This window comes from Bordetella sp. (assembly GCF_057362025.1).
In genome coordinates, this window is sequence record NZ_JBMQQZ010000029.1 from 1 (window position 1) to 25,047 (window position 25,047).

Below are 25,047 nucleotides of genomic sequence, written 5' to 3' on the forward strand. Positions count from 1 at the left end.
CGGCAGGATCCAGAAGCTGAAGTTGTTCATGCGCGCGAAGGCCATGTCCGATGCGCCGATCTGCATCGGGATCATCCAGTTCGCGAAGCCCACGAAAGCCGGCATGATGGCGCCGAACACCATGATCAGGCCGTGCATGGTGGTGAACTGGTTGAACAGCTCGGGACGGAAAAACTGCAGGCCCGGCTCGAACAATTCCGTGCGCAGCAGCAATGCCAGCGTGCCGCCTTCCAGCAACATCAGGAACGAGAAGATGAGATACATCGTCCCGATATCCTTGTGATTGGTGGCGAACAGCCAGCGCCGCCATCCGGTGGGGATGGCATGGTGGTGGTCATCGTGACCGTGGCCGTGCCCGTGGCCCGGCTCGACGTGGTCTACAGTGACGCTGCTCATAGTCTCAACTCCTTCCTGCATGTTGCCCGGCCGTTCCACGGCCAGGCTGAGGTATTCGGTATCTGACGAGGGCGATCGTGCCCGGACGGCTGTCCGGGCACGGCGCTAGTGCGGCGACGACTTGACGGTGGACGGCTGGACGGTCGGATCCTGGCCCTTGCCCGCATTGCCCCAGGCATGGCGGGTATAGGTGATGACCGCGGCGACTTCCACGTCGTTGAGCTGGTTCATGAAGGCCGGCATCGGCGTACCGGGACGGCCGTGCAGCACGGTCTTGATCTGTTCCGCCTGCGGGCCCAGCACGACGGGGTCGCCGTCCAGCGCGGGGAAGGAGCCCGGAACGCCCTTGCCGTTGGCCTGGTGGCAGACAGCGCAATTGGCGCCGAAGACTTTTTCGCCGCGCGCGACCAGTTCGCCTTCGGTCCATTGCTTGTTCGGATCGTCGGCGGCGGAAGCGAGTTTCTTCTTCTGCTCGTCGGCCCACTTGGCGAAATCTTCCTTGGACTTGACCTCGACCACGATGGGCATGAAGGCGTGGTCCTTGCCGCACAGTTCGGCGCACTGGCCGCGGTAGGTTCCCACCTTTTCCGCGCGGAACCAGGTATCGCGCAGGAAGCCGGGGATCGCATCCTGCTTGACGCCGAAGTCCGGCACCATCCAGGAGTGGATGACGTCACCGGCGGTCAGCACCACGCGCACCTTCTGGTCCACGGGCACTACCAGGGGGTTGTCCACCTCCATCAGGTAGAACTCGCCCTTGGGCTCGCGGCCTTCGATCTGCGCGCGCGGCGTGGACAGCGTGGACAGGAACTTGACGCCGGTGGCGGGGCCGTCGACGTACTCGTAGCCCCACTTCCATTGATAGCCCGTGACCTTGACGGTCAGGTCGGGGCTGGACGTGTCCTTCATGGCCACCACCGCTTTGGTGGCCGGCAAGGCCATGGCGATAACGATGAAGAAAGGGATGACGGTCCAGGCGACTTCCACGCCGACGTGCTCGTGGAAGGTGGCCGGCTGGTATCCGCGCGATTTGCGATGCGCCCAGATCGAATAGAACATGACGCCGAAGACGCCGATGAAAATGACCACACAGATGATGAGCATCATCCAGTGCAGCCACATCACATCATGGGCGATCTGCGTAACGCCTTCGTGCAGGTTTAGCTGGTCGACCCTGGGGCCTCCGGGCATATCCTTGACCTGGGCACAGGCAATGCCGCTTGCCAGCATTGCACACGTTCCCAGTATCCCTCTCCACTTCTTCATGCTGACCCTCTATCATGACGCGTCCAGGGCCGTGCCGATGTGGCAGGGTGCTGCCGGTACCTACACGGGAAAACGCGTGATTATTGGACGGCAGATTTCGAGACGGGCATAAAAACCACTGCCGACCCGCGTCGGTTCTGCTCGAATCACAAAGAAACCGCCGGATTATAGCGGAGCGCGCCTCCCCCCGTATCGATATGCAGGGCAAGAGGGCCGCCCGGTCCGGCCCGGCACGCGGCCGCGGCGGCCGTCCGCAAGCTTCCTGCCCATGGTTCGGACCAGGGTCCGGCGCGGTTCGCGGCGCGCGTTACGGCCATGTCCGGCGCCGGTCCGCGGCCATGTTGCCGCCCAGGGATAAGCCCCTAAAATCCCGCCATGCCGCACACATCCCTGTCTTCGCCCCATCCGTCCTTGCCGGACGACCTGTATGCCTTGCTGCGCGACCGCGCGCAGGAGGCCATCCCGCCATCGTCCCGCCAGCTGCATATCGCCGGCCACCGTTGCGGCCAGGCAACCCTGGCGGCCTGCGATGCGCTGCGCGGGCAGGCCGGCGTGCGGATCGAGGCCGACAGCCTGCGCCTGGGCGACGGCATGCGGCCCGGGGCCGGGCTGGACGCCCTGCTGGCGGCCGTGGCCCTCGCCTTGCGGCAAGCTGACTGCCTGCGCGGCTGGCGCGACGAATTGCTGGATATCCACGACGAATCCGGCCTGTGCCTGGGAGCCATCGAACGCGCCGCGGTCAGGCCGCTCGGCATCCTGACGCGCGCCGTGCACCTGAATGCCTGGACCGCGGACGGCCGGCTGTGGGTGGCGCGCCGCGCCTTGAACAAGTCGACCGACCCGGGCATGTGGGACACGCTGGTAGGCGGCCTGGTCGCCAGCGGCGAATCGCCGGACCTGGCGCTGATCCGGGAATGCGGGGAAGAAGCCGGCCTGGCACCGGACGACGTACGCGGCCGCGATCCCCTGCGGACCGTGCTGCGCATGCACCGGCGCCTGCCGGAAGGCTACCAGGTGGAAGATCTGCTGGTCAGCCGCTGCGTGCTGGCCGACGATGTGCGGCCCGCGAACCGCGACGGCGAGGTGATGGAGTTCGCCACCGTGACGCCGGAACAGGCGCGCGCCATGGCCGCGAACGGCGAATTCACATTGGAAGCGGCGCTGGTCGTGATCAGCGATATCGCCGGAGGCAAAGCGGTCCGATCGAGCGCCTCGTAGTCCAGGACGGCAGTCAATGCGAATGTCGCGGATCGCCCCGCTGCTCCACCACTTTCAAATAGAGGGTGGCCGGCTCCAGGCACATGCCGGTCGACAGCTGGCCGGTCATGCCGCGGAAGATTTCCTGCCAGGGCGTCTGCGGCGGCGGTATCTGGAAGGCCGGGCCGCCGCGGCGCGCTTCGAGTTCCGCGGGGTCGACTTCCAGCGTCACGGTGCGGGCGTTCAGGTCCACGCGGATGCGATCGCCCGTGCGCAGTAGCGCCAGGCCGCCGCCCGCCGCTGCTTCCGGCGACATGTTCAGGATCGACGGACTTGCCGACGTGCCGCTCTGGCGGCCGTCGCCCATGCAGGGCAACGAATCGATGCCCTGCTGGATCAGGCGCGCGGGCGGTGCCATATTGACGACCTCCGCGCCACCGGGATAGCCGATCGGTCCGGCACCGCGTATGACCAGCATGCAATGTTCATCGATGTTCAGGTCCGGGTCGTCGATGCGCGCGTGGTAGTCCTCCGGGCCATCGAACACGATGGCGCGCGCCTCGAAGGCGTTTTCGTCACCCGGCGCCGACAGATAGGCCTTGCGGAAATCCTCGCCCACGACCGACATTTTCATGATGGCGCTGTCGAAGAAATTGCCCGACAGCACGATGAAGCCGGCGCGCTGCTTCAAGGGCGCTTCGCAGGTGCGGATCACGTCGCGATCGGTAGTGACGGCGCCGCCCGCGATGTCTGCAACCGTCCGGCCCGATACGGTCAGGCAGTCGCCGTGCAGGCGGCCCGCCGCCAGCAGCTCGTGCTGCACGGCGGGCACGCCGCCGGCACGGTGGAAATTCTCGCCCAGGTATTCGCCGGCCGGCACGCAGTTGACCAGCAGGGGCACGTCTTCGCCCAGGCGCTGCCAGTCGTCCAGCGTCAGATCCACGCCCATATGGCGCGCGATGGCGATCAGGTGGGGCGGGCAATTGCTGGACGCCCCCAGCGCGGACGCCACGACGATGGCGTTTTCGAAAGCGCGGCGCGTCAGGATGCGCGAAGGCCGCAGGTCCTCGCGCACCATGTCGACGATGCGCAGGCCCGTGGCGTAGGCCATCTGCCCGCGTTCGCGGTACGGCGCCGGAATGCTCGCGCAGGTGGGCAAGGACATGCCCAGTGCCTCGGCGAGCGAATTCATGGATAGCGCCGTGCCCATGGTATTGCAATGGCCCACCGACGGCGACGACGCCGTGGCCAGGGTCATGAAGCCTTCATAGTCGATCTTGCCGGCGGCCATCAGGTTGCGGGCATGCCAGATCACCGTGCCGGAGCCGACGCGCTTGCCTTCGTGCCAGCCGTCCAGCATGGGGCCGCCGGACAGCACGATCGCCGGAATGTCGACGGTGGCGGCCGCCATCAGGCAGGCCGGCGTGGTCTTGTCGCAGCCGGTCGTCAGCACCACGCCATCCAGGGGATAGCCATGCAGGATTTCCACCAGCCCCAGGTAGGCGAGGTTGCGGTCCAGCGCGGCCGTGGGGCGGCGCCCCTGCTCGGCCAGGGGATGCACCGGGAATTCCATCGGAATGCCGCCCGCATCGCGGATGGCCGCCTTGGTACGCTGGGACAGCTCCAGATGGTGGCGGTTGCATGGCGCCAGGTCGCTGCCGGTCTGCGCGATGCCGATAATGGGACGCCCCGACTGCAATTCGGCGCGGGTCAGGCCGTAATTCAGATAGCGCTCGACGTAGATTGCCGTCATGTCGGCATGGGATGGATCGTCGAACCATTTCTGGCTGCGCAGTCGGCGGGGAGTGTCAGGCATGGTGAATCTCGTATCAATGTTCGCGGGGCTGGCCGGAACGGCCGGCCCGTTTCGTCCGTGGCAACGCGTGCCGCGAACGCCCGGCCCATGTCGGCGGGCCGGGGGCTTGCAACAACGAACCGCGGCCCGCAAATTTCGCCGGGCCGCGATCGTGCCTTAGCCCTTGCGGGCCTTGGCGATCTCTTCCTGCAGCTGCTTGACCAGATCCGGTCCCAGTTCCTGCGTGTACTTGTCGACGACGGGCTGGGCCTTTTCACGCATACGCTGCAGCTCTTCCGGCGACACGGTGTTGATCTTCATGCCGGCATCCTTCAGCACCTTCATGGCCTTGGTGGAATCGGCGCGGCTGTCCTTGCGTTCGAAGTCGCGCGAAGACACGGCCGCCTGGCGGATCAGCTTTTGCTCGTCGGGCGACAGCGTGTTCCACCATTTCTTGGACGCCAGCACCACCCACGGGGTGTACACATGGCGGGTCAGGCTCAGGTAGGGCTGCACCTCGTAGAACTTGCTGCTCTGGATGGTGGTGACCGGGTTCTCCTGGCCGTCGACGGTGCGCGTCTCCAGGGCGGTGAACAGTTCCGAGAACGGCATGGGGACGGCATTGGCGCCCAGCGCGCCGAATACGCCCAGCGCGATCTGGTTCTGCATCACGCGCAGCTTGATGCCCTGCATGTCTTCCGCCTTGGCGATGGGATGCTTGGAATTCGTCACGTTGCGAAAGCCGTTTTCCCAGTACACCAGACCGACCAGGCCCTTGTCGTCCAGCATCTTCAGCAGCTTTTCGCCGAAGGGGCCGTCCAGCACCGCGTCCGCTTCCTTGCCGTCGTTGAACAGGAAGGGCAGATCGAAGACGCCGAATTCCTTGACCATGGTCGCCAGCGGCGCGGTGGAACCCACCATCATCTCCTGCGAACCGCCGACCAGCGCGGCCTGCATCTGTTCGTCCGACCCCAGGTTGGCGGAGCCGTAGGTACGCATCTTCAGCTTGCCGCCGCTGATCTTGCCCAGCTCTTCCGCCAGATGGCGCGCGGCGCGTCCCTGGACGCTGTCGTCGTTCAGGCCGTAACCGAAACGGATAATGCGGGTCTTAACGTCCTGGGCGTGAGCCAGGCCCGCCGTCGCGCAGGCCGACACGGCGGCCAGCGCGATGGCCAGTTTCTTCATCGAGGTAAGCATGGTGAGTCTCCTTGGGGTTTATCGCTTCTGGGGTGTCGCTAATGAATCCACTTCGCCGGCACGGTGATCAGCTCCGGAAAGATCACCATCAGCACGAGCAGCACGGTATACGCCACGACATAGCGCCATGCGCCGCGGATGATTGTCTCCATGCGGATGCGCGCCACGCCGGCCACGACGTTCAGCACGGTGCCCACCGGCGGCGTCAGCAGCCCGACGCAGCCAACCATGACGAACATGACGCCGAAGTACACCGGGTCGATGCCCGCCTTGGTGACCACCGGCATCAGCACCGGCGCCAGGATCAGGATGGTCGGCGTCAGGTCCATCGCGGTGCCGACCAGCGTCAGCACGATCAACAGCGCGAACATCAGCCACTTGGGGTGCGCGAGCAAGGGTTCCAGCAGCGCGACCAGGTCCGCCGGCATGTCGGCCAGCGTAATCATGTAGGACGACACCATGGCGGCTGCCACCAGGAACATGACGATGGCGGTGGTGCTGGCGGCCCGCATGAAGATCGGACCCAGGTCCTTGAGGCCGATTTCCCGATAGACGAACAGGCTGATCAGCAGCGCATACACGGCGGCCACGACGGCGGCCTCGGTCGGCGTAAAGATGCCGCCGCGCAGGCCGCCGATGATGATCACCGGCAGGAAGAGCGCCCATATCGACTGGCGCAGCGCGCGCATGCGCGCCCGCCACGGCTGGCGCGGCGTGGGAAGCACGTGTCCGCCGTTGCGCCGGGCCGTCCATGACCAGATGGCGATCAGCGTCAGTGCCATCAGCAGGCCGGGCGCGATGCCGGCGAAGAACAGCTTGGTGATGGACACATTGGTCGCCACGCCGTAGATGATGAAGGAAATCGACGGCGGAATAATGGGCGCGATAATGCCGCCCGCCGAGATCAATCCCGCGGCGTCGCCGGCTTCGTAGCCTTTTTCGCGCAGCATCGGGATCAACAGGGAGCCCAGCGCGGCGGCATCGGCCACCGCCGAACCCGATAGCGCCGCCAGCAGCACGCTGGCGAAAATCGCCACATAGCCGAGACCGCCGCGGATATGTCCGACGAACATCGCCGCCAGGTTGACGATGCGGCGGGAAATCCCGCCCTCGTTCATCAGTTCGCCCGCCAGCATGAACAGCGGCACGGCCATCAGCGTGAAGCTGTTGGCGCCGCCCAGCATATTCTGGGCAAGGATCTGCGGATCGACGAAGTCCAGCTGGAACATCATCGGCACCGCACTGATCATCAGCGCGAAGGCGATCGGCATGCCCAGCATAAGCAGGCCCAGAAGCACGATCAGGAAGACGGTAAGAATCATGGCGTGAGACGGATAAGGGTGGCGGCAGGGGCCGCGGCTGGAGCGGAAGCGGCCCGGTGTGCGCCAGCCGCCGGCCGTGCCCGCGCTGCGTGGACGGAGCAGGCCATGGAAGCGGGTCTCAGCTGAGGGGGTCCACCGCGCTGGCATCCAGCGCCGGTTCGGCGCCGCCCAGCGTCAGTACGATGTCGGCCAGCGTCAGCAGTGCCATGGCGATGGCCGCGTACAGGCAGGCGATGTTGAACACGCCGGCAGGCAGGCTCGTCACAGGCAGGCGCGTGGCCATGCCGATGACGGTCTGCTCCCAGCTGCCCTTGATCAGCATGCACAGCACAGCCAGGATCAACGCCTGGCAGAACAGATGGGTAACCCGCCGCGCGCCGCGGCCGAAGCGCTCTACCAGCATCGTCACGCCCATATGGGTATGGTCGCGCACCGCCAGCACCGACCCGATGAAGATCAGCCACACGAAGGCCAGCCGCGACAACTCGTCGGAGACATTGATGCCGGAATTGAACAGGTAGCGCAGGGCGACGTTGCCGAACAGCAGTACGACCATGACCACCAGGCAGGCCACCATCAGCCAGCGCTGGATGGCGAATACCAGATCGAGTGCGCGGCCAAGACGGCCACGGCCCGGCCCCGACGGGGGATTGCTCTGCATCGTTGTCTCCTGTCTTTTTGCGTTGCGGTCGATGCGAAGCGGAATGTTAGCGCTATCATGCGATGTTTGCCAACCCCATGCCGGGTTTGTCCCAAGGGTTTGTTTCGGTCAGACTACGGCCTTTCGCCTCTACCAAGCCATGACGGTCCGCAAGTCACGCAGCTCGCGCCACAACGGTGTCACCATGGCCGACGTCGCCCGCATGGCGGGCGTCAGCGCCATCACGGTATCCCGCGCCCTGCGCACGCCGGACAAAGTGCAGCCGTCATTGCGCACACGCATCCAGGAGGCCTGCGACCGGTTGGGCTACGTTCCCAATCACGCGGCCAGCGCGCTGGCTTCCGCCCGCTCGCGCACGGTGGTCGTCCTGATCCCCTCGCTCAGCAATATCGTTTTCGTCGACATCCTGGCGGGCATCAAGGAAGTCCTGGACGCCCATGCGCACCACATGCATATCGGGTTGACCGGCTATTCCGCCGAAGCGGAGGAAGCGCTGCTGCGCACCTATCTGCAGCATTCGCCCGACGGGCTGATCCTGACCGGTATCGACCACCAGCCCGGCGTCTGGCGGCTGCTGGACACCTTGAAGATCCCCACGGTCCACACCATCGAGACGCTGCAAGGCGAAGATGGCCTGAGCGTCGGGTTTTCGCAGTTCGATTCCGGCTACGCGGCGGGCCGCCATTTGTTCGACCAGGGCTATCGCCATATCGGCATCATCGGCGCCCAGCTCGATCCCCGTTCGCTGCGCCGCTGCGAAGGCTGCCGGCAGGCACTGCGCGACGCGGGCGTATACGACCCGGCGCTGGAAATCATGACGCCCAGCAAGTCCTCGCTGAGCCTGGGCGCGGAACTGCTGGACACGATGCTGCGGGAACATCCGGAATGCGATGGCCTGTTCTTCTGCAATGACGATCTGGCGCAGGGCGCGGTGTTCCAGTGCGGCCGGCTTGGTGTCGAGGTGCCGGGCCGCGTGGGATTGATCGGCTTCCATGACCTGACCGGCACGGCATGGACGACGCCACCGCTTTCCACCATCGCCACGCCACGCTATGAGATAGGGAAATCAGCCGCGACGCTGCTGATGAACGCACTGGAAGGACGGCCCAACCCCCAGCGGCATCTGGATCTGGGATTCCGCCTGGTGCGGCGGGAAACCACTTAGGCCGCACGGAGACCTTGCGCGGGATCGAGGCGCCTGGCCGCGCGTTCCCAGGTCGGGCCAAATCCCGCGCTGCGCTCCGGGTCAGGCCGCCGTCGTCGGCGGCGCGGACGAAAACTGTTTCCAGACCTCGATCGCGCGCAAGCGCTGCCGCGCCACTTTTTCGATACGTTCCCGCAGGTCCGCGTCGCGTGCCAGCAAGGCACGGAAATCACGCGCGGACATCATCAGCAGCTTGCTGTAGCCCAGCGAGGTCACATCCGGCACCAGGGATTGCTCGCCCAGCAAGGCGAGTTCGCCGAAGAATTCGCCGCTACCCAGCTCGACGGTAGTGTTGTCCGGCAGATGGACCGCCACCGCGCCCGAGGCGACGAAGCACATTTCCTCGCCCGCGCGGTCCTTCAGTACGGGCTGGTCGGGCAGCGCCAGGCGCGGCCTCAACAGCCGCGAGATCGCGCGCAGCGACTCGGCGCTGAGGTTCTCGAACAGGGGCACCCGCTTGATGAGCTCCGCCGCGCCCAGCTCGATATCCAGTGGCGGGTGCCGGTCGATGTGCGCCCAGCGCTGTTCCAGCTGGCCGGTCAGGTCGGCATAGACCTCCCCGCTGATCAGGAACTGGTCGAGCATGTCGCGGTAGCGCATGCGCTCGAGCTGGCGCGCCACCCTGCCCAGGTAGCTTTCCTGCAGCCACAAAGCGTAGGATGGGTATTGCAGGTTCAGCGCCTGCAAGGCGTTTTCGATGGCATCGAGCCGGCGCTGGTGCGCCGCCACGATGCGCTGCGTGGCCTCCTCGCCCAGCATGACCTTTAACTGCTGCCCGGCGAACAGGATCACCCGCTGCGCCACCGATCGCTTGCACATCAGGGACGCGAAACGCTGCGCCAGCTCGCGCGCCAGCCAGCGCTGGAAGCCGAACAGGTAATGCAGCCGCAGCGCGGCGCGGAAAGATCGCGAATACCGCACGTCGGCGGCGATGGCGTTCTCGAAGCCGACCACGCCGCCAGCGCGCACGGCGTCCTCCAGCCGTTCCGCGCGCGCCAGCAGGGATTCCGCCATGCGCCAATCGACGATCTGCGCCTTCAGGATGTCGAAGAACATTTCTTCTTCGCGCCGCGCCAGCGTGGCCAAGCCGATGTCCACACGCTCGGCCACGCTCATGTGGCGCACTTCGGCATCGCGCAATTGCCCCAGCGTCCGATCGAAAACCGCGTGGATGCGCTCGCGCACCTCCGGCCCGATGTGTTCGGCGGTGGCGACCTCGTCGGTTTTTTCCTGCAGGTCGCCCAGCGCCACGGCCAGCGCCTGGTCGCGCAGGGTGGCCTCGTGCCGCGACAGTTCGTTCAGCCTGAGCATGCGGATCAGCGGGCGCAGGCTGACGCCGTTGATGAACAGCGTCATCAGCACGAAACCCGTCGTCGCCACGGCCACGAACTGCCGCGCCTCGTAGGGCATGTCGTCGCGCTCGGTCACGGCCAGGGCCAGGGCCAGGGATACCGCGCCACGCAACCCGCCCCACAGCATGACGGTCTTGTACGCGCGGTTGACGCGCGTACCCAGCCGCGTCAGTCCAAGCAGCGGCACAAGGCCGAAGACCGCTACCGCGCGCGCGGCCAGCGCGGCAACGAACAGCACCAGGATCAGGCCGATGTCGACCAGCGTGGCATCCGCCATCAGGCGCGGAATCAGCATGGCGGCGAACAGGAAGATCAGCGAATTCGCCCAGAAGCCGAATTGCTCCCAGGCGCTGGTCAGATGTTCGAAGGTGGTCGGCGCCATGCGCGTGCGCCCGGTCGAGCCCACCACCAGCCCGGCGATCACGGTCGCCACCACGCCCGACACGTGCAGATAATGGTCGCAGACGAAAAACGTCAGGTAGGCAAGCGTCAGCGTCAGGGTGATCTCGGCCGTGGGGAAACCGCGCAGCACGGCGAACAGCATGCAGGCCATGCGGCCCATGGCGTAGCCTGCCAATCCGCCGCCGAGGAAGCTGACGAGGAAATCCAGCAGCACGTGCCCGGCGGACATTTCGCGGTGGCCCGCCAGCACGCCCACCAGCACGGAGTACAAGGCAATGGACGCGGCATCGTTGAACAGGCTTTCGCCCTCTACCAGCGTGGTCAGCCGCTTGGGCGCGCCGACTTCGCGAAAGATGCCGACGACGGCAGCCGGATCCGTCGTCGCGACGATGGCGCCCAACAACAGGCAAACCACCAGGCCATACGAAGACAGTGCATTCAGCGTAATGCCGACGACCACCGTGGAAAGGAAGACCGCGACGATGGCCATCATCAGGATGGGCCCGAGGTCATCCATCAGGCGTCTGACGTTCATCGACAACGCGGTTTCGAAAAGCAGGACGGGAAGGAAAACGGTAAGGAAAGTTTCCGAGGAAATCTCGAACTTTTCCAGGGAGTCCAGCATGCCGGCAAGCACCGGCGGCGCCCAGCCATGGATATGGATAACGATGCCGAGAAGACAGCCCACAATGGCGAGCAGCACCGAGTAAGGCAGCTTCAGCCGCCCGGCCAGCGGCGGCATGAAGCAAACCAGCGTCAGCAACGCCGCCAAGCCGAAAACCAGCAACCCTACGTCCATCTATTTCTTATCCCCGGGGCATTGTGTTCATTCAACGGAGAGGATAGCTGGTTTTGCATCGATGCACGTTTCGTTACGGGCGGCACGATTTGGTGGATGCCCGGCGGCGCGTATTTTCGCTAACGTTGGCGGCATCCGCACCGCCGCGACGGCATCCGCAGACGCCGCGGAGCGAATGCCGTCGGGACCAGGAAGCATTCACCGGAGCCGCCGTTGCACACCATCCTCAAGCCTTCCCCTGCATTTCCATCGAACGCCGGCCGATCCCGCCACGAGGACGCCGACAGCAGCAACCCCGTCGTGGCGCTCCAGCTCACCGATCCGCATCTGTTCGCGGCCCCCGGCCTCATGCTGGGTGTGGACACCGACGCCAGCCTGCGCGCGGTCCTGGCCGCCATTCGCCGAGATCATGGCGATGCGGACCTGCTGCTGGCCACCGGCGACCTGTCCCACGACGGCAGCGAGCTGTCCTACCGCCGCTTCGCCGACGCGGTATCGCCCTTGGGCATTCCGGTGCGCTGCCTGCCGGGCAACCATGATGCGCCCGCCGAACTCAGGCGCGCACTGGGGCCGTGGACCGATCCGATTGCCGATGTCGGCGCATGGCGGGTCATCCTGCTCGACTCGCGTGCCGACGGTTCGAACGCCGGGCATCTGGAACGCGAGCAGCTCGAACTTCTCGATCATGGCCTGGCGACTGCGCAAGGACGGCCGGCGCTGGTGGCCATGCATCACAACGCGGTGCAGGTCAGCGCCGAATGGCGCGACCCGATGATGCTGGACAATGCGCCGCAACTGTTCCGCCAGCTGGCGCGCTGGGGCAATGCGCGCGTGCTGCTGTGGGGCCACGTACATCAGGAATTCGACCGCCGGCGCGGCAATGTCCGCATGCTCGCCACCCCCTCGACCTGCTTCCAGTTCGCCATCCGCGAGGGCCGCCACCGCCTGGACCCGCAGCCTCCGGGCTATCGCTGGCTCAAGCTGTATCCGGACGGTTCGGTCGCGACCGGGGTGCGCCGGCTGGACGCCGCGCTATGGCGCAGCCTGGTACAGGAATGGAACGAGCCCGAGGACACTGCGGCCGTCTACGGCGCGACGCGCGATACCGCGGGTATTCCGGCCGTGGCCAACGGATCGATGATCCCCTGAACGCCCGGGCTGCCGACATGCGCGCATAAAAAACGGGGCACCGCTTGTGGGTGCCCCGCCAAACACCTGTCTCATAGGGGAGGGGAAAGAGGAGAAGCCGAGACAGGTGAGCAGACGGTGGCCTGGAGGGCTCCAGGCGCATGGTCTACGGAGGGTTAGGCTGGGGGGCGATAAGAAAGTTTCGCCCATCCCGAGGATTTCCCGCGGCGAGGTGTATCAAGATTTAACCGAACCACCCCTGCCTGATTAGGCGGGCTGCAGGCTGCCGCGCATCTTCTTCAGGGCAGCCGCCTCGATCTGGCGCACGCGCTCGGCGGAGATCCCGTATTCCTGGGCCAGTTCGTGCAGCGTGGCGCCGCCGTCGTCCTGCAGCCAGCGGGCCTGCACAATGTGGCGCGAACGGGCGTCCAGGGCCTCCAGCGCGTCCTGCAGGCCGGTGCTCTGCAGCTCGTCCATGGCCTTGCGTTCCAGCACGCGCGTGGGCTCCTGCCGGCCTTCGTCGGACAGATACGCGATAGGCGCGAAGGCGTCCTCGTCATCGTCCTGCGATTCCAGCGCCATGTCGCGGCCGGACAGCCGGACTTCCATTTCGCTGACATCTTCCGGGCGCACGTTCAGCTCGCGGGCGATTTCGTTCACCTGGTCCGAATCCAGCCTCTTGCCGTCGGGCCGCATGCTGCGCAGATTGTAGAACAGCTTGCGCTGCGCCTTGGTCGTGGCGACTTTCACAAGACGCCAGTTGCGCACGATGTACTCATGGATTTCGGCCTTGATCCAGTGCACCGCGAAGGAAACCAGGCGCACGCCCCGTTCGGGATCGAAGCGCTTGACCGCCTTCATCAGGCCGACGTTGCCTTCCTGGATCAGGTCGGCATGCGGCAGGCCGTAGCCCAGGTACTGGCGCGCGATGGACACCACAAGGCGCAGGTGCGACAGCACCAGCTCGCGCGCGGCGTCCAGGTCGTCCGTGTCGCGCAGGCGGCGGCCCAGGGAGACTTCCTGATCGGCGGTCAGCACCGGCAGGCGGTTGACGGCCGCGATATATGCGTCAATGGTTCCCAGCGCGCCAGGATTGGCGATGGCCAGCGTAAGCGTGTTGCCGGGTACGGCCAACGAGGAACTCGGTTGTTTCATGGTGTTGTGCTCCAGGAAACGGCTAGTGGTAGAACGCATTCGTGTGATGTTAGCACTCTGGAATAGGGAGTGCTAATTCGACCACCGTCTGCGTCCGAAGTTCAGTATTCAACGTGGAAAACCCCGGCCCGGCCATCGGTATGACGCTGGAGCGAAAACGGGGACACCCATTGGCCCGCCGCACCATCCGCCGGCCACACGGGCGCATTACCAGCCGCGCTGCTTCAGCGCGTCCGCGGTGGCGGCGTCGTCCGGACGGATGAACAGGCCGCCGCGCGGGTCCATGAACACCCGGTAATTGGCGCCGTCGAACATGGGCATGTACGCGGCGCTGCCATACTGGACGTCCACGAAGGGCAGCCAGCCGGGGAAGCGCTGTTTCAGTCGCCCCAGGTCCGGCATGCCTGGCGGACCCAGCGCATAAACCGTGCGCGGCTCGGACTGATCCGCCGCCGGGTCGGCATACCGGCCGGACAGGCGCTCCAGCCGGTACAGCGGCGGCACCCCGGCCAGCAAGGCCGGCAGGCGCCAGCGCACCACGCGGGCATCGATCTGCCACTCGTCGCCGCGCAGGGGGAAATCCTCCGGCGCCTTGCTGCCAGGCAACTGTGCCGTCGCGACGAACTGCCGCGGCGCACGTTCGTGCAGCGTAATCCGCGCCACCGGTTCGTCCGCAGTCAGGCGGAAGAACTGATACAGCGTTGCGGCGAACATGCCGGATACGCAGGCAAGCGCCAGGACCAGCAAGCCGAACAGGCGGCGCACCGGCCGCAGGCGGAACCGGCGCCGCCCCTGTGCGTCGCGGGGACCGCCCTTGCCCAGGAACAAGCCAAAGCCGATCAGCAGGGCGGCAATGGTGACCACCGCGATCCATACGGATGGAGCGACGCCTTCGATCAATGCGATCCTCGCGAAAAACCCGCAGACATTTCCAGTATATAGAGCGCGTCAAGCCCGGCCGTCGGCCAGGACCTCGCCCGTGGCGCCGCCCTGCAGGCGCTCGGCATGGAAGCGAATGTGGTCTTCCATGAAGGTTGAAATGAAATAATAGCCGTGGTCGTAGTGCTCATGCCGCCGCAACTGCAAGGGCTGGCCGGCCTGGGCGCAGGCGGCTTCGAAAGCCTCCGGATACAGTTGCGGGACCAGGAAGCGGTCTGCCAGGCCCTGGTCGACCAGGATGCCGGCGGGATAGGGCAGGCGCGCCGCGGCCATCAGCTCGCTGGCGTCGTAGGCGGCCCACAGTCGACTATCCGTCCCCAGATAATTCGAGAAGGCCTTCTGGCCCCAGGGGCAGCGGCTGGGCGCGGCGATCGGCGCGAACGCGGATACGGAACGGAACAGGCCGGGATGGCGCAGCGCCAGCACCAGGGCGCCGTGGCCGCCCATGGAATGGCCGAAGATGCCGATACGCCCCGGAGCCGCGCCCAGCTGGCCGGTCGCCAGGCCGTACAGCTCCTGCGTGATATAGCTTTCCATCCGGTAATGCTGTTGCCAGGGCGCCTGGGTGGCGTCCAGGTAGAAGCCGGCGCCCGTTCCCAGGTCCCAATCCTGCTCTTCGCCTGGCACGCCGGCGCCGCGCGGGCTGGTGTCCGGCGCGATCAGCATCAGGCCATGGCGGGCCGCCCACCGCTGGGCACCGGCCTTGATCATGAAAGTTTCCTCATTGCACTCCAGCCCGGCAAGATAAAAGACCGCCGGCACCGGACCGGCGTCCGCCTGCGGGGGCGCATAGACGGAAAAGCGCATGGGCAGGCCGATGACCGCCGATTCGTGCCGGTAGATGCGCTGCCAGCCGGCGCAGCAGCGATGCTGCGCCAGGAGTTCCAGCCCGGCCATCAGTAGAGCACCACGGAGCGGATCGACTCGCCGCGCTTCATCAGGTCGAAGCCGTCGTTGATGTTCTCCAGCGGAAGGGTATGGGTGATCAGGTCGTCGATATTGAGCTTGCCTTCCATATACCAATCGACGATCTTGGGGACGTCGGTGCGGCCGCGCGCGCCGCCGAAGGCCGAGCCCTTCCATTCCCGGCCGGTAACGAGCTGGAACGGACGGGTGGAGATTTCCTCGCCTGCCGCGGCCACGCCGATGATGACGGATTTGCCCCAGCCCTTGTGGCAGCACTCCAGGGCCTGCCGCATCAGTTTGGTATTGCCCACGCACTCGAAGGAATAGTCGGCACCGCCGTCGGTCAGCTGGATCAGGTGATCGACAACGTTTTCGACCTCGGACGGGTTGACGAAATGCGTCATGCCGAACTTGCGCGCCAGCGCTTCGCGGCGCGGATTGATGTCGACGCCGATGATCTTGTCCGCGCCCACCATACGCGCGCCCTGGATGACGTTCAGCCCGATGCCGCCCAGGCCGAAGACCACCACGTTCGCGCCGGCCTCTACCTTGGCGGTGTAGACCACGGCACCGACGCCGGTGGTCACGCCGCAACCGATATAGCAAACCTTGTCGAACGGTGCATCGTCGCGGATCCTGGCCAGCGCGATTTCCGGCACGACGATGTGGTTGGCGAAGGTGGACGTGCCCATGTAATGGTAGATGGGCTTGCCGCCCAGCGAGAAGCGCGAGGTGCCGTCCGGCATCAAGCCCTTGCCCTGGGTCGCCCGGATCGCCTGGCACAGGTTGGTTTTACGGGACAGGCAGAACTTGCACTGGCGGCATTCCGGCGTGTACAGCGGAATGACGTGATCGCCCGGCTTAAGGCTGGTCACGCCGGGGCCGGCCTCCAGCACCACGCCGGCGCCCTCGTGCCCCAGGATGGCGGGGAACAGGCCTTCCGGGTCCGCGCCGGAAAGCGTGTAGTAGTCGGTATGGCAGATACCGGTCGCCTTGATTTCCACCAGGACTTCGCCCGCTTTCGGGCCTTCCAGGTCGACGTGCTCGATGGTCAGGGGGGCGCCGGCTTTCCAGGCGATGGCGGCTTTGGTCTTCATGGTGGCTCCAGCTGATGCGTATCGGTACGGAAATGTTAACGCGTTACCGGGGTAACCTTACTGTTGCGCGGGGCCGTTTACGCGGTACCATTTATTTTCCTGCGCGAACGTCCCGTTCCCTGCATGTCTCGGTCCTGACATCACTATGGCTCGCCTGCCCCGACTGTACGCCCCCGGACTGCCTCAACTCGTGCAGGCCAACTTCATCAATGCCCTGGCTGCGCCCTCGCAGCCGGCGCCTGCCGATACGCTGAACCAAGTGGCGACGTGGCTGGGCGAAACCGCCACGCGCAACCGCGTGGCGCTGCACGGTTGGGTATTGGCCACGGATCGCATCCTGCTGCTGGCCACGCCGGTGGACGGCGAAGGGTTGCCGCGGCTGATGCAGACCTTGGGGCGCAACCTGGCCGCGCGCCTGCGCGGCGGCCGGGTATTCGCCGGCCGCTACCGCTCCGCGCTGGTAGAGCCGGGCGCCTGGGTGCTGCCGGCCCTGATATGGCTGGAAACCTATCCGGTACGCAGCGGCGCCACCCACGATGCGGAGCTCTGGCCCTGGTCCTCCGCCGCCGGCCATACCGGTTCCGGCCAGCCGCAGGTGGGCTGGATGTCGGACCACGCGGACTACTGGTCCTGCGGCAACACGCCCTTCGACCGCCAGGCGAACTACCGCAAGCGCCTGCAGGAAGGACTGACCCGGGAACAGATCCAGCGCATCGACCAGGCCGTGCAGGGGCAATGGGCGCTCGGAGGCAGCGAGTTCATCGCCATGCTGGCGCACACCGCCAGCCGGCGCGTCACTCCCGGCCAGCGCGGCCGTCCGCGCAAGAAGCCCACGCCCCCCGCGGCGGAAACCGAGTCCACCGGGTCCTGAAAAGGGCCCCCCATCCCAGCGGGTCTTTGCGCTTCTTTTTTATCCGTCCCTGTTTTTAGGCGTCAGATCCGGGCTCCGGTATTTATTAGGGACGAACCCCTTTTGTTTTTCTTGCGGGCAGAGCAAGTCCCCTGGTATCTTCGCCGTTTGCGCCGCAACAAAATGTGGCGATCCCTACTTTTTCTAGCGGCCCCGGCCCTGGAGCGCTTCATGACCGTACCGACCTCTTCCGACGCCTGTCGCGCCGCGCCGGCGCGTCCCATCGACGCCACGCGCATCGGCTTGCCCGCCGCCCAAGGCCTCTACGATCCGCGCAACGAGCATGACGCCTGCGGCGTGGGCTTCGTCGCCCATATCAAGGGCCGCAAAAGCCACGCGATCATCCAGCAGGGCCTGAAGATCCTGGAAAACCTCGACCACCGGGGCGCGGTGGGCGCGGACAAGCTGATGGGCGACGGCGCCGGCATCCTGATCCAGATTCCCGATGCCCTGTACCGCGAGGACCTGGCACAGGGCGGCGTCATGCTTCCGCCTCCGGGCGAATACGGCGTCGCCATGGTTTTCCTGCCCAAGGAAACCGCCTCCCGCCTGGCCTGTGAGCAGGAACTGGAACGCGCCGTGCGCGCCGAAGGCCAGGTCGTGCTCGGCTGGCGCGACGTGCCCGTGGATGTGGACATGCCCATGTCGCCCGCCGTGCGCGACCTGGAACCCGTGATCCGCCAGCTGTTCATCGGCCGCGGCGCCGACGTCATGGTGCCGGACGCGCTGGAACGCAAGCTCTATGTGATCCGCAAAACCGCCAGCCACGCCATCCAGAATATGCGCCTTGCCCACGGCAAGGAATATTTCGTGCCTTCGGCGTCGGTGCGTACCGTCGTCTACAAGGGCCTGCTGCTGGCCGACCAGGTGGGGCGCTACTACCGCGACCTGGCCGATACCCGCACGATCTCGGCGCTGGCGCTGGTGCACCAGCGCTTCTCGACCAACACCTTCCCGGCCTGGCCGCTGGCCCACCCCTACCGCATGATCGCGCACAACGGCGAAATCAATACGGTCAAGGGCAACTTCAACTGGCTGCGTGCGCGCGAAGGCATGATGCAGTCGGCCGTGCTGGGCGATGACCTGCCCAAGCTGTACCCCATCGTCTACGAAGGCCAGTCGGATACGGCCACGTTCGACAACTGCCTGGAACTGCTGGTGAATTCCGGCTATTCCCTGGCCCACGCCATGATGATGATGATCCCGGAGGCCTGGGAACAGCATACGCAGATGGACGAAAGCCGCCGCGCCTTCTACGAATACCATGCCGCCATGATGGAGCCGTGGGACGGCCCGGCCGCCGTGGCGTTCACCGACGGCCGCCAGATCGGCGCCACGCTGGACCGCAACGGCCTGCGTCCGGCGCGCTACCTGGTCACCGATGACGATATGGTCATCATGGCTTCGGAAGCCGGCACGCTGCCCATCCCGGAAAACCGCATCGTCAAGAAGTGGCGCCTGCAACCCGGCAAGATGTTCCTGATCGACCTGGAACAGGGCCGCATCATCGACGACGTCGAAATCAAGTCGCAACTGGCCAACTCGTGGCCCTACCGCCAGTGGATCGAGCGCCTGCGCATCAAGCTGGAATCGCTGCCCGCCCCCCGCCAGCCCGCCAGCCCGCCGGCGCCGGCCGCATCCCTGCTGGACCGCCAGCAGGCCTTCGGCTGGACGCAGGAAGACTACAAGTTCATCCTCGAACCCATGGCGACCTCGGGCGAGGAGGCCATCGGCTCCATGGGCAACGACGCACCCCTGGCGGTGCTGTCGAACCCCGGCACGCCGCTCTACAACTACTTCCGCCAGCTGTTTGCACAGGTCACCAACCCGCCGATCGACCCCATCCGCGAGCAACTGGGGATGTCGCTGGTGTCGTTCATCGGACCCAAGCCCAACCTGCTGGACATCAATAACGTCAATCCGCCGCTGCGCCTGGAAGTGTCCCAGCCGGTGCTGGATTTCGCCGCCATGGCGCAGATCCGCGACATCGAACAGGTCACCGGGCACAAGTTCCGCAGCCTGGAACTGGACATCACCTATCCCGCCGCCTGGGGCCGCGAAGGCATTGAAGCCCGCGTGGCGGCGCTGTGCGCGCGCGCGGTCGACGCGGTGCGCAGCGGCCACAACATCCTGATCGTGTCGGACCGCCGCGTGGACGCCGAGCGCGTGGCCATCCCCGCGCTGCTGGCCACGTCGGCCATCCACCAGCACCTGATCCGCGCCGGCCTGCGCACCAACGCCGGCCTGGTGGTGGAAACCGGCTCGGCGCGCGAAGTGCACCACTTCGCGCTGCTGGGCGGCTACGGCGCCGAGGCCATCCATCCCTATCTGGCGCTGGAATCGCTGGAAAAGATGGCCGATCCCGAAAAAGCCGTCAAGAACTACATCAAGGCCATCGGCAAAGGCCTGAACAAGGTCATGTCCAAGATGGGCATCTCGACCTATATGTCCTACACCGGCGCGCAGATCTTCGAAGCCGTCGGCCTGCAGAGCGCACTGGTGGACAAGTACTTCACCGGCACCGCCAGCACGGTCGAAGGCATCGGCATCTTCGAAGTCGCCGAGGAAGCCCTGCGCCTGCATCGCGCGGCCTTCAGCCAGGACCCGGTGCTGGCCAACGACCTGGACGCGGGCGGGGAATACGCCTATCGCGTACGCGGCGAAGAGCACATGTGGACGCCCGACTCCATCGCCAAGCTGCAGCACGCCACGCGCGCCAACAATTACCGCACCTACAAGGAATACGCGCAGATCATCAACGACCAGAGCCGCCGCCACATGACGTTGCGCGGCCTGTTCGAGTTCCGCTTCGATCCGACCCGCGCGATCCCGCTGGAAGAAGTCGAATCCGCCAAGGACATCGTCAAGCGCTTTGCGACGGGCGCCATGTCGCTGGGCTCGATCTCCACCGAAGCGCACTCCGTGCTGGCCGTCGCGATGAACCGCATCGGCGGCAAATCCAACACGGGCGAGGGCGGCGAGGACGAAATGCGCTATCGCGCCGAAATGCGCGACGGCAAGAGCCCGGTCAAGAACGGCGATACCCTGGCCTCCATCCTGGGCGGCGACCGCATCGAGGCGGACGTTCCCTTGAAGGCGGGCGATTCGCTGCGCTCGCGCATCAAGCAGGTGGCCTCGGGCCGCTTCGGTGTCAGCGCCGAATACCTGAGCAGCGCCGACCAGATCCAGATCAAGATGGCGCAAGGGGCCAAGCCGGGCGAAGGCGGCCAGTTGCCGGGCCACAAGGTGTCGGAATACATCGCCAAGCTGCGCTACTCGGTGCCGGGCGTGGGCCTGATTTCGCCGCCGCCGCACCACGATATCTATTCCATCGAAGACCTGGCGCAGCTGATCCACGACCTGAAGAACGTCAACTCGCGGGCGTCGGTCTCGGTCAAGCTGGTGTCCGAAGTAGGCGTCGGTACGGTCGCGGCGGGCGTGGCCAAGGCCAAGGCGGACCACGTCGTCATCGCCGGCCATGACGGCGGCACGGGCGCTTCGCCGGTATCCTCGATCAAGCAGGTCGGCACGCCGTGGGAACTGGGCCTGGCGGAAACGCAGCAGACTTTGGTGCTGAACCGCCTGCGCAGCCGCATCCGCGTGCAGGCCGACGGCCAGATGAAGACCGGACGCGACGTCGTCATCGGCGCGCTGCTGGGCGCCGACGAATTCGGCTTCGCCACGGCGCCGCTGGTCGTCGAAGGCTGCATCATGATGCGCAAATGCCATCTGAACACCTGCCCGGTGGGCGTAGCCACGCAGGACCCCGTCCTGCGCAAGAAGTTCCAGGGCAAGCCCGAACACGTCGTCAACTATTTCTTCTTCGTTGCCGAGGAAGTGCGCGAGATCATGGCCCAGCTGGGCATCCGCAAGTTCGACGAACTGATCGGCCGCAGCGACCTGCTGGATACCCGCATCGGCATCGAACACTGGAAGGCGCGCGGACTGGACTTCAACCGCGTGTTCTACCAGGCGCCGTCCGAAGGCCCGGTGCGCCAGACCGAAAACCAGGACCACGGCCTGGCCGCGGCGCTGGACCACCAGTTGATCGACCGCAGCAAGCCGGCGCTGGAGCGCGGGGAGAAAGTCTCCTTCATCGTGCCGGTGCGCAACCGCAACCGCACCATCGGCGCCATGCTGTCCGGGGCGGTGGCGTCGCGCTACGGCCATGAGGGCTTGCCGGACGATACGATCCACATCCAGTGCAACGGCACGGCGGGCCAGAGCTTCGGCGCCTTCCTGGCCCACGGCATCACGCTGGACCTGGTGGGCGAAGCCAACGATTACGTCGGCAAGGGCCTGTCCGGCGGCCGCATCGTGGTGCGATCGCCCAACGACTTCCGCGGCTTCGGGCCCGACCACATCATCGCCGGCAACACCGTGCTGTACGGCGCGCTGGCGGGCGAAGCCTACTTCAACGGCGTGGCCGGAGAACGCTTCGCGGTGCGCAATTCCGGCGCCGCGGCAGTGGTGGAAGGCACCGGCGACCACGGCTGCGAATACATGACGGGCGGCACGGTCGTGGTGCTGGGCGCCACGGGACGCAACTTCGCGGCCGGCATGTCCGGCGGGGTGGCATACGTGTGGGATCCGGACGGCAGCTTCCGCGACCGCTGCAATCTGTCCATGGTGGAGCTGGAAGCCGTGCTGTCGCACGCCGAACAGCAGAACATGGACAACATCGACACCTGGCACAGCGCCAAGCGCGGCGGCGAACGCGAGACCGACGAAAGCATCCTGCGGCGCCTGATCGAAGACCACTTCCGCTATACGGGCAGCTTCCAGGCGCGCGACATCCTGGGTAACTGGGAAGCCTCGCGCGGCAAGTTCGTCAAGGTCATGCCGACCGATTACCGCCGCGCACTGGGCGAAATGTGGCGTGCGGCCAACCCGCAAAAAATGGCCGCTTGAGGAAAGACCATGGGCAAAATCACCGGATTTCTCGAATACCAGCGCCTGCAGGAGGCCTATGAGCCGCCGGCGGCGCGCCTGAAGACCTGGCGCGAATTCGTGCTGCGCCTGGACGACAACGCGTCCAAGGTGCAGGCCGCGCGCTGCATGGACTGCGGCATCCCGTTCTGCAATAACGGCTGCCCGGTCAACAACATCATCCCGGACTGGAACGACCTGGTGTACCGGCAGGAATGGCGCAAGGCGCTGGACGTGCTGCATTCCACCAATAACTTCCCGGAGTTCACCGGCCGCATCTGCCCCGCGCCCTGCGAGGCAGCCTGTACCTTGAACATCAACAACGACGCCGTGGGCATCAAGTCCATCGAGCACGCCATCATCGACAAGGGCTGGGAAGAAGGCTGGGTGGTGCCGCAGCCGCCGTCGCGCAAGACGGGCAAGAAGGTTGCCGTGCTCGGCTCCGGCCCCGCGGGCCTGGCCTGCGCCCAGCAACTGGCCCGCGCCGGCCATGCCGTGACCGTTTTCGAGAAAAGCGACCGCATCGGCGGGCTGCTGCGCTACGGCATCCCGGACTTCAAGCTGGAAAAATCGCAGATCGATCGCCGCATCGCCCAGATGGAAGCGGAAGGGGTGGAGTTCTGCCCGTCTACCTACATCGGCAACGCCGGCGACCCGGCCGCGGACGGCCTGACCGCCCGCACGCCCGAATCGCTGCGCGAGGAATTCGACGCGGTCGTCATGGCGGGCGGCGCGGAAGCCCCGCGCGACCTGCCGGTGCCGGGGCGCGAACTGCAAGGCGTGTACTTCGCCATGGATTTCCTGCGCCAGCAGAACAAGGCCGTGGCGGGCGACCGCCTGAGCAATCAGACGCTGGCCAAGGGCAAGCATGTGGTGGTGATCGGCGGCGGCGATACCGGTTCGGACTGCGTGGGCACCAGCAACCGGCACGGCGCCGCCTCGGTGACGCAATTCGAACTGATGCCGCAGCCGCCGGAATCGGAAAACAAGTCGCTGACCTGGCCGTACTGGCCGGCCAAGCTGCGCACCTCGTCCTCGCACGAGGAAGGCTGCGAACGCGACTGGGCAGTCACGACCAAATCCCTGGTGGGCGAGAAAGGCGTGGTGCGCAAGCTCATCGGCGCCCGCGTGGAGTGGGTCAAGGACGAAGCCACCGGGCAGATGAAAATGCGCGAAGTGGACGGATCGGAATTCGAGATCAAGGCCGATCTGGTGCTACTGGCCATGGGCTTCGTTTCCCCACGCCAGCAGGTGCTGGATGCGTTCAACGTGGATCGCGATACGCGCGGCAATGTACGCGCCAATACCGACGACTACCGTACCAGCGTGGAAAAGGTCTTCGCCGCCGGCGACATGCGCCGAGGCCAATCCCTGGTGGTCTGGGCCATACGCGAAGGCCGCCAGTGCGCGCGCGCCGTCGATGCCTTCCTGATGGGCGACAGCGAACTGCCGCGCTGATCCCGCACTCCCCCAGGCCCGCGCCGCCCGCGCGGGCTTTTTCTTTGTGCCACCGCGGCTCGATGGCGCGGCGTGCGGCTGCCCATCGCACGGATTGCGCCTGCTCATCCGCCGTTTGACCGGCGTCAAATGCACTACGCCCTCCTTGAGGGACCCTGTCGATTCCCCTACCGATGACATGGAGAATCAACATGCCCGCCCTCATCGCGCGCCCGCGCGCCGCCGTCCTTGCCGTCCTGCTCGCCGCCTGCGCCCTGCCCGCGCACGCGCACGAAGCCGGCGATGTGCTGTTCAAGGTCGGCGCGACGCAGGTGCGTCCCAAATCCGGAAACGGCAGCGTACTGGATGGCAGCGTCGACCTGGACGTCGGCAACAGCGTGCGCCCCAGTTTCACCCTCACCTACATGGCGACCCGCCATGTCGGCATTGAATTGCTGGGCGCCTGGCCGTTCCAGCACGACATCCGGGGCAGCAGCGGCCTGGGCAAGATCGGTACCACCAAGCAGTTGCCGCCCACTCTCAGCCTTCAATGGCACTTCCTGCCCGACAGCACGGTGCAGCCTTATGTCGGCGTCGGCGTGAACTACACCCATTTCTTCGATACGAAGAGCGAAGGCGCGATCAGCGGCTCGGACCTGAAACTGCAGGATTCGTGGGGCGTCGCCGCCCAGCTCGGCGTGGACGTCAAGCTCAGCGAACGCTGGTTCATGAATGCCGATATCCGCTACATCGATATCTCGTCCAAGGTGAAGCTGGACGGGCAGCGCATCGGCACGGCACGTATCGATCCCTGGGTCGCCACCGTCGGCGTGGGTTACCGCTTCTAGCGGCGGCACGCCCCGGCCCCGGCACCGCATGATTTAGTTCACGGCGCCCCCTGCCGTTAAGTGTGGAGACAACTGCCCCAGGTAACATGGCGGCAATCCCGCAACCG

The 25,047-nt window shown here is 66.0% G+C and carries 18 protein-coding genes; 7 read left to right on the plus strand and 11 right to left on the minus strand.

Translation table 11 applies throughout. The annotated features are described in order from the left end of the window. Together ACO1P8_RS07155 and coxB are read right to left on the minus strand one after the other, a co-directional pair. Positions 1 to 396 (minus strand): cbb3-type cytochrome c oxidase subunit I (locus ACO1P8_RS07155; RefSeq protein WP_486295210.1); only part of this gene is annotated, 396 nt, incomplete at its 3' end. 105 nt (positions 397 to 501) lie between these two features. After that, positions 502 to 1,662, minus strand: a complete 1,161-nt coding sequence (coxB, locus tag ACO1P8_RS07160) for a cytochrome c oxidase subunit II (protein ID WP_486295211.1) — start codon at positions 1,660 to 1,662, stop codon at positions 502 to 504. Between the two features lie 375 nt (positions 1,663 to 2,037). On the opposite strand from coxB, the gene ACO1P8_RS07165 reads away from it, so the two are divergent. Continuing rightward, entirely contained in the window at positions 2,038 to 2,880 is an 843-nt protein-coding gene (locus ACO1P8_RS07165; protein ID WP_486295212.1) for an NUDIX hydrolase, read from the plus strand. A 13-nt stretch (positions 2,881 to 2,893) separates the two neighbouring features. On the opposite strand, the gene ACO1P8_RS07170 is transcribed toward ACO1P8_RS07165, so the two are convergent. From ACO1P8_RS07170 to ACO1P8_RS07185, 4 genes are all read right to left on the minus strand, one after another. After that, positions 2,894 to 4,675 carry an IlvD/Edd family dehydratase gene (locus ACO1P8_RS07170; protein ID WP_486295213.1) on the minus strand — a complete coding sequence of 594 codons (1,782 nt, stop codon included), beginning with the start codon at positions 4,673 to 4,675 and terminating at the stop codon, positions 2,894 to 2,896. A 156-nt stretch (positions 4,676 to 4,831) separates the two neighbouring features. Then, the gene (locus ACO1P8_RS07175) at positions 4,832 to 5,851 is read right to left on the minus strand and encodes a TRAP transporter substrate-binding protein (RefSeq protein WP_486295214.1); all 1,020 of its coding nucleotides are present in this window, start codon (positions 5,849 to 5,851) and stop codon (positions 4,832 to 4,834) included. Between the two features lie 38 nt (positions 5,852 to 5,889). Further along, complete coding sequence (locus ACO1P8_RS07180) at positions 5,890 to 7,173, minus strand: TRAP transporter large permease (protein WP_486295215.1); 1,284 nt, start codon at positions 7,171 to 7,173, stop codon at positions 5,890 to 5,892. Positions 7,174 to 7,291: 118 nt separating this feature from the next. Beyond that, entirely contained in the window at positions 7,292 to 7,834 is a 543-nt protein-coding gene (locus ACO1P8_RS07185) for a TRAP transporter small permease (RefSeq protein ID WP_486295216.1), read from the minus strand. A gap of 184 nt (positions 7,835 to 8,018) precedes the next feature. Here ACO1P8_RS07185 and gntR point away from each other — a divergent pair, with 184 nt between their 5' ends. After that, positions 8,019 to 8,999 carry an HTH-type transcriptional regulator GntR gene (gene gntR, locus ACO1P8_RS07190; protein ID WP_486295217.1) on the plus strand — a complete coding sequence of 327 codons (981 nt, stop codon included), beginning with the start codon at positions 8,019 to 8,021 and terminating at the stop codon, positions 8,997 to 8,999. A gap of 81 nt (positions 9,000 to 9,080) precedes the next feature. Here the strand turns inward: gntR and ACO1P8_RS07195 are convergent, their stop codons facing one another. After that, complete coding sequence (locus ACO1P8_RS07195; RefSeq protein ID WP_486295218.1) at positions 9,081 to 11,591, minus strand: cation:proton antiporter; 2,511 nt, start codon at positions 11,589 to 11,591, stop codon at positions 9,081 to 9,083. A gap of 300 nt (positions 11,592 to 11,891) precedes the next feature. Here ACO1P8_RS07195 and ACO1P8_RS07200 point away from each other — a divergent pair, with 300 nt between their 5' ends. Continuing rightward, positions 11,892 to 12,740 (plus strand): phosphodiesterase, encoded by an 849-nt coding sequence (locus ACO1P8_RS07200; RefSeq protein ID WP_486295265.1) that lies wholly within the window; start codon positions 11,892 to 11,894, stop codon positions 12,738 to 12,740. Between the two features lie 246 nt (positions 12,741 to 12,986). Here the strand turns inward: ACO1P8_RS07200 and rpoH are convergent, their stop codons facing one another. The 4 genes from rpoH to ACO1P8_RS07220 form a co-directional block, all read right to left on the minus strand. Further along, positions 12,987 to 13,874: an RNA polymerase sigma factor RpoH gene (gene rpoH / locus ACO1P8_RS07205; protein ID WP_486295219.1), complete on the minus strand. Its 888-nt coding sequence runs from the start codon at positions 13,872 to 13,874 to the stop codon at positions 12,987 to 12,989. A 207-nt stretch (positions 13,875 to 14,081) separates the two neighbouring features. After that, positions 14,082 to 14,774: a hypothetical protein gene (locus ACO1P8_RS07210; protein ID WP_486295220.1), complete on the minus strand. Its 693-nt coding sequence runs from the start codon at positions 14,772 to 14,774 to the stop codon at positions 14,082 to 14,084. 48 nt (positions 14,775 to 14,822) lie between these two features. Continuing rightward, positions 14,823 to 15,710 (minus strand): S-formylglutathione hydrolase, encoded by an 888-nt coding sequence (gene fghA / locus ACO1P8_RS07215; RefSeq protein WP_486295221.1) that lies wholly within the window; start codon positions 15,708 to 15,710, stop codon positions 14,823 to 14,825. Then, positions 15,710 to 16,816, minus strand: a complete 1,107-nt coding sequence (locus ACO1P8_RS07220; RefSeq protein WP_486295222.1) for an S-(hydroxymethyl)glutathione dehydrogenase/class III alcohol dehydrogenase — start codon at positions 16,814 to 16,816, stop codon at positions 15,710 to 15,712. The genes fghA and ACO1P8_RS07220 overlap by 1 nt, the downstream gene beginning before the upstream one ends. 145 nt (positions 16,817 to 16,961) lie before the next feature. On the opposite strand from ACO1P8_RS07220, the gene ACO1P8_RS07225 reads away from it, so the two are divergent. From ACO1P8_RS07225 to ACO1P8_RS07240, 4 genes are all read left to right on the plus strand, one after another. Beyond that, positions 16,962 to 17,687, plus strand: a complete 726-nt coding sequence (locus ACO1P8_RS07225) for a transposase (protein ID WP_486295223.1) — start codon at positions 16,962 to 16,964, stop codon at positions 17,685 to 17,687. 210 nt (positions 17,688 to 17,897) lie between these two features. Next, complete coding sequence (locus tag ACO1P8_RS07230; RefSeq protein ID WP_486295224.1) at positions 17,898 to 22,637, plus strand: glutamate synthase-related protein; 4,740 nt, start codon at positions 17,898 to 17,900, stop codon at positions 22,635 to 22,637. 9 nt (positions 22,638 to 22,646) lie between these two features. Next, positions 22,647 to 24,113: a glutamate synthase subunit beta gene (locus tag ACO1P8_RS07235; protein ID WP_486295225.1), complete on the plus strand. Its 1,467-nt coding sequence runs from the start codon at positions 22,647 to 22,649 to the stop codon at positions 24,111 to 24,113. A gap of 191 nt (positions 24,114 to 24,304) precedes the next feature. Further along, the gene (locus ACO1P8_RS07240; RefSeq protein ID WP_486295226.1) at positions 24,305 to 24,940 is read left to right on the plus strand and encodes an OmpW/AlkL family protein; all 636 of its coding nucleotides are present in this window, start codon (positions 24,305 to 24,307) and stop codon (positions 24,938 to 24,940) included. Positions 24,941 to 25,047 lie beyond the last annotated feature (107 nt).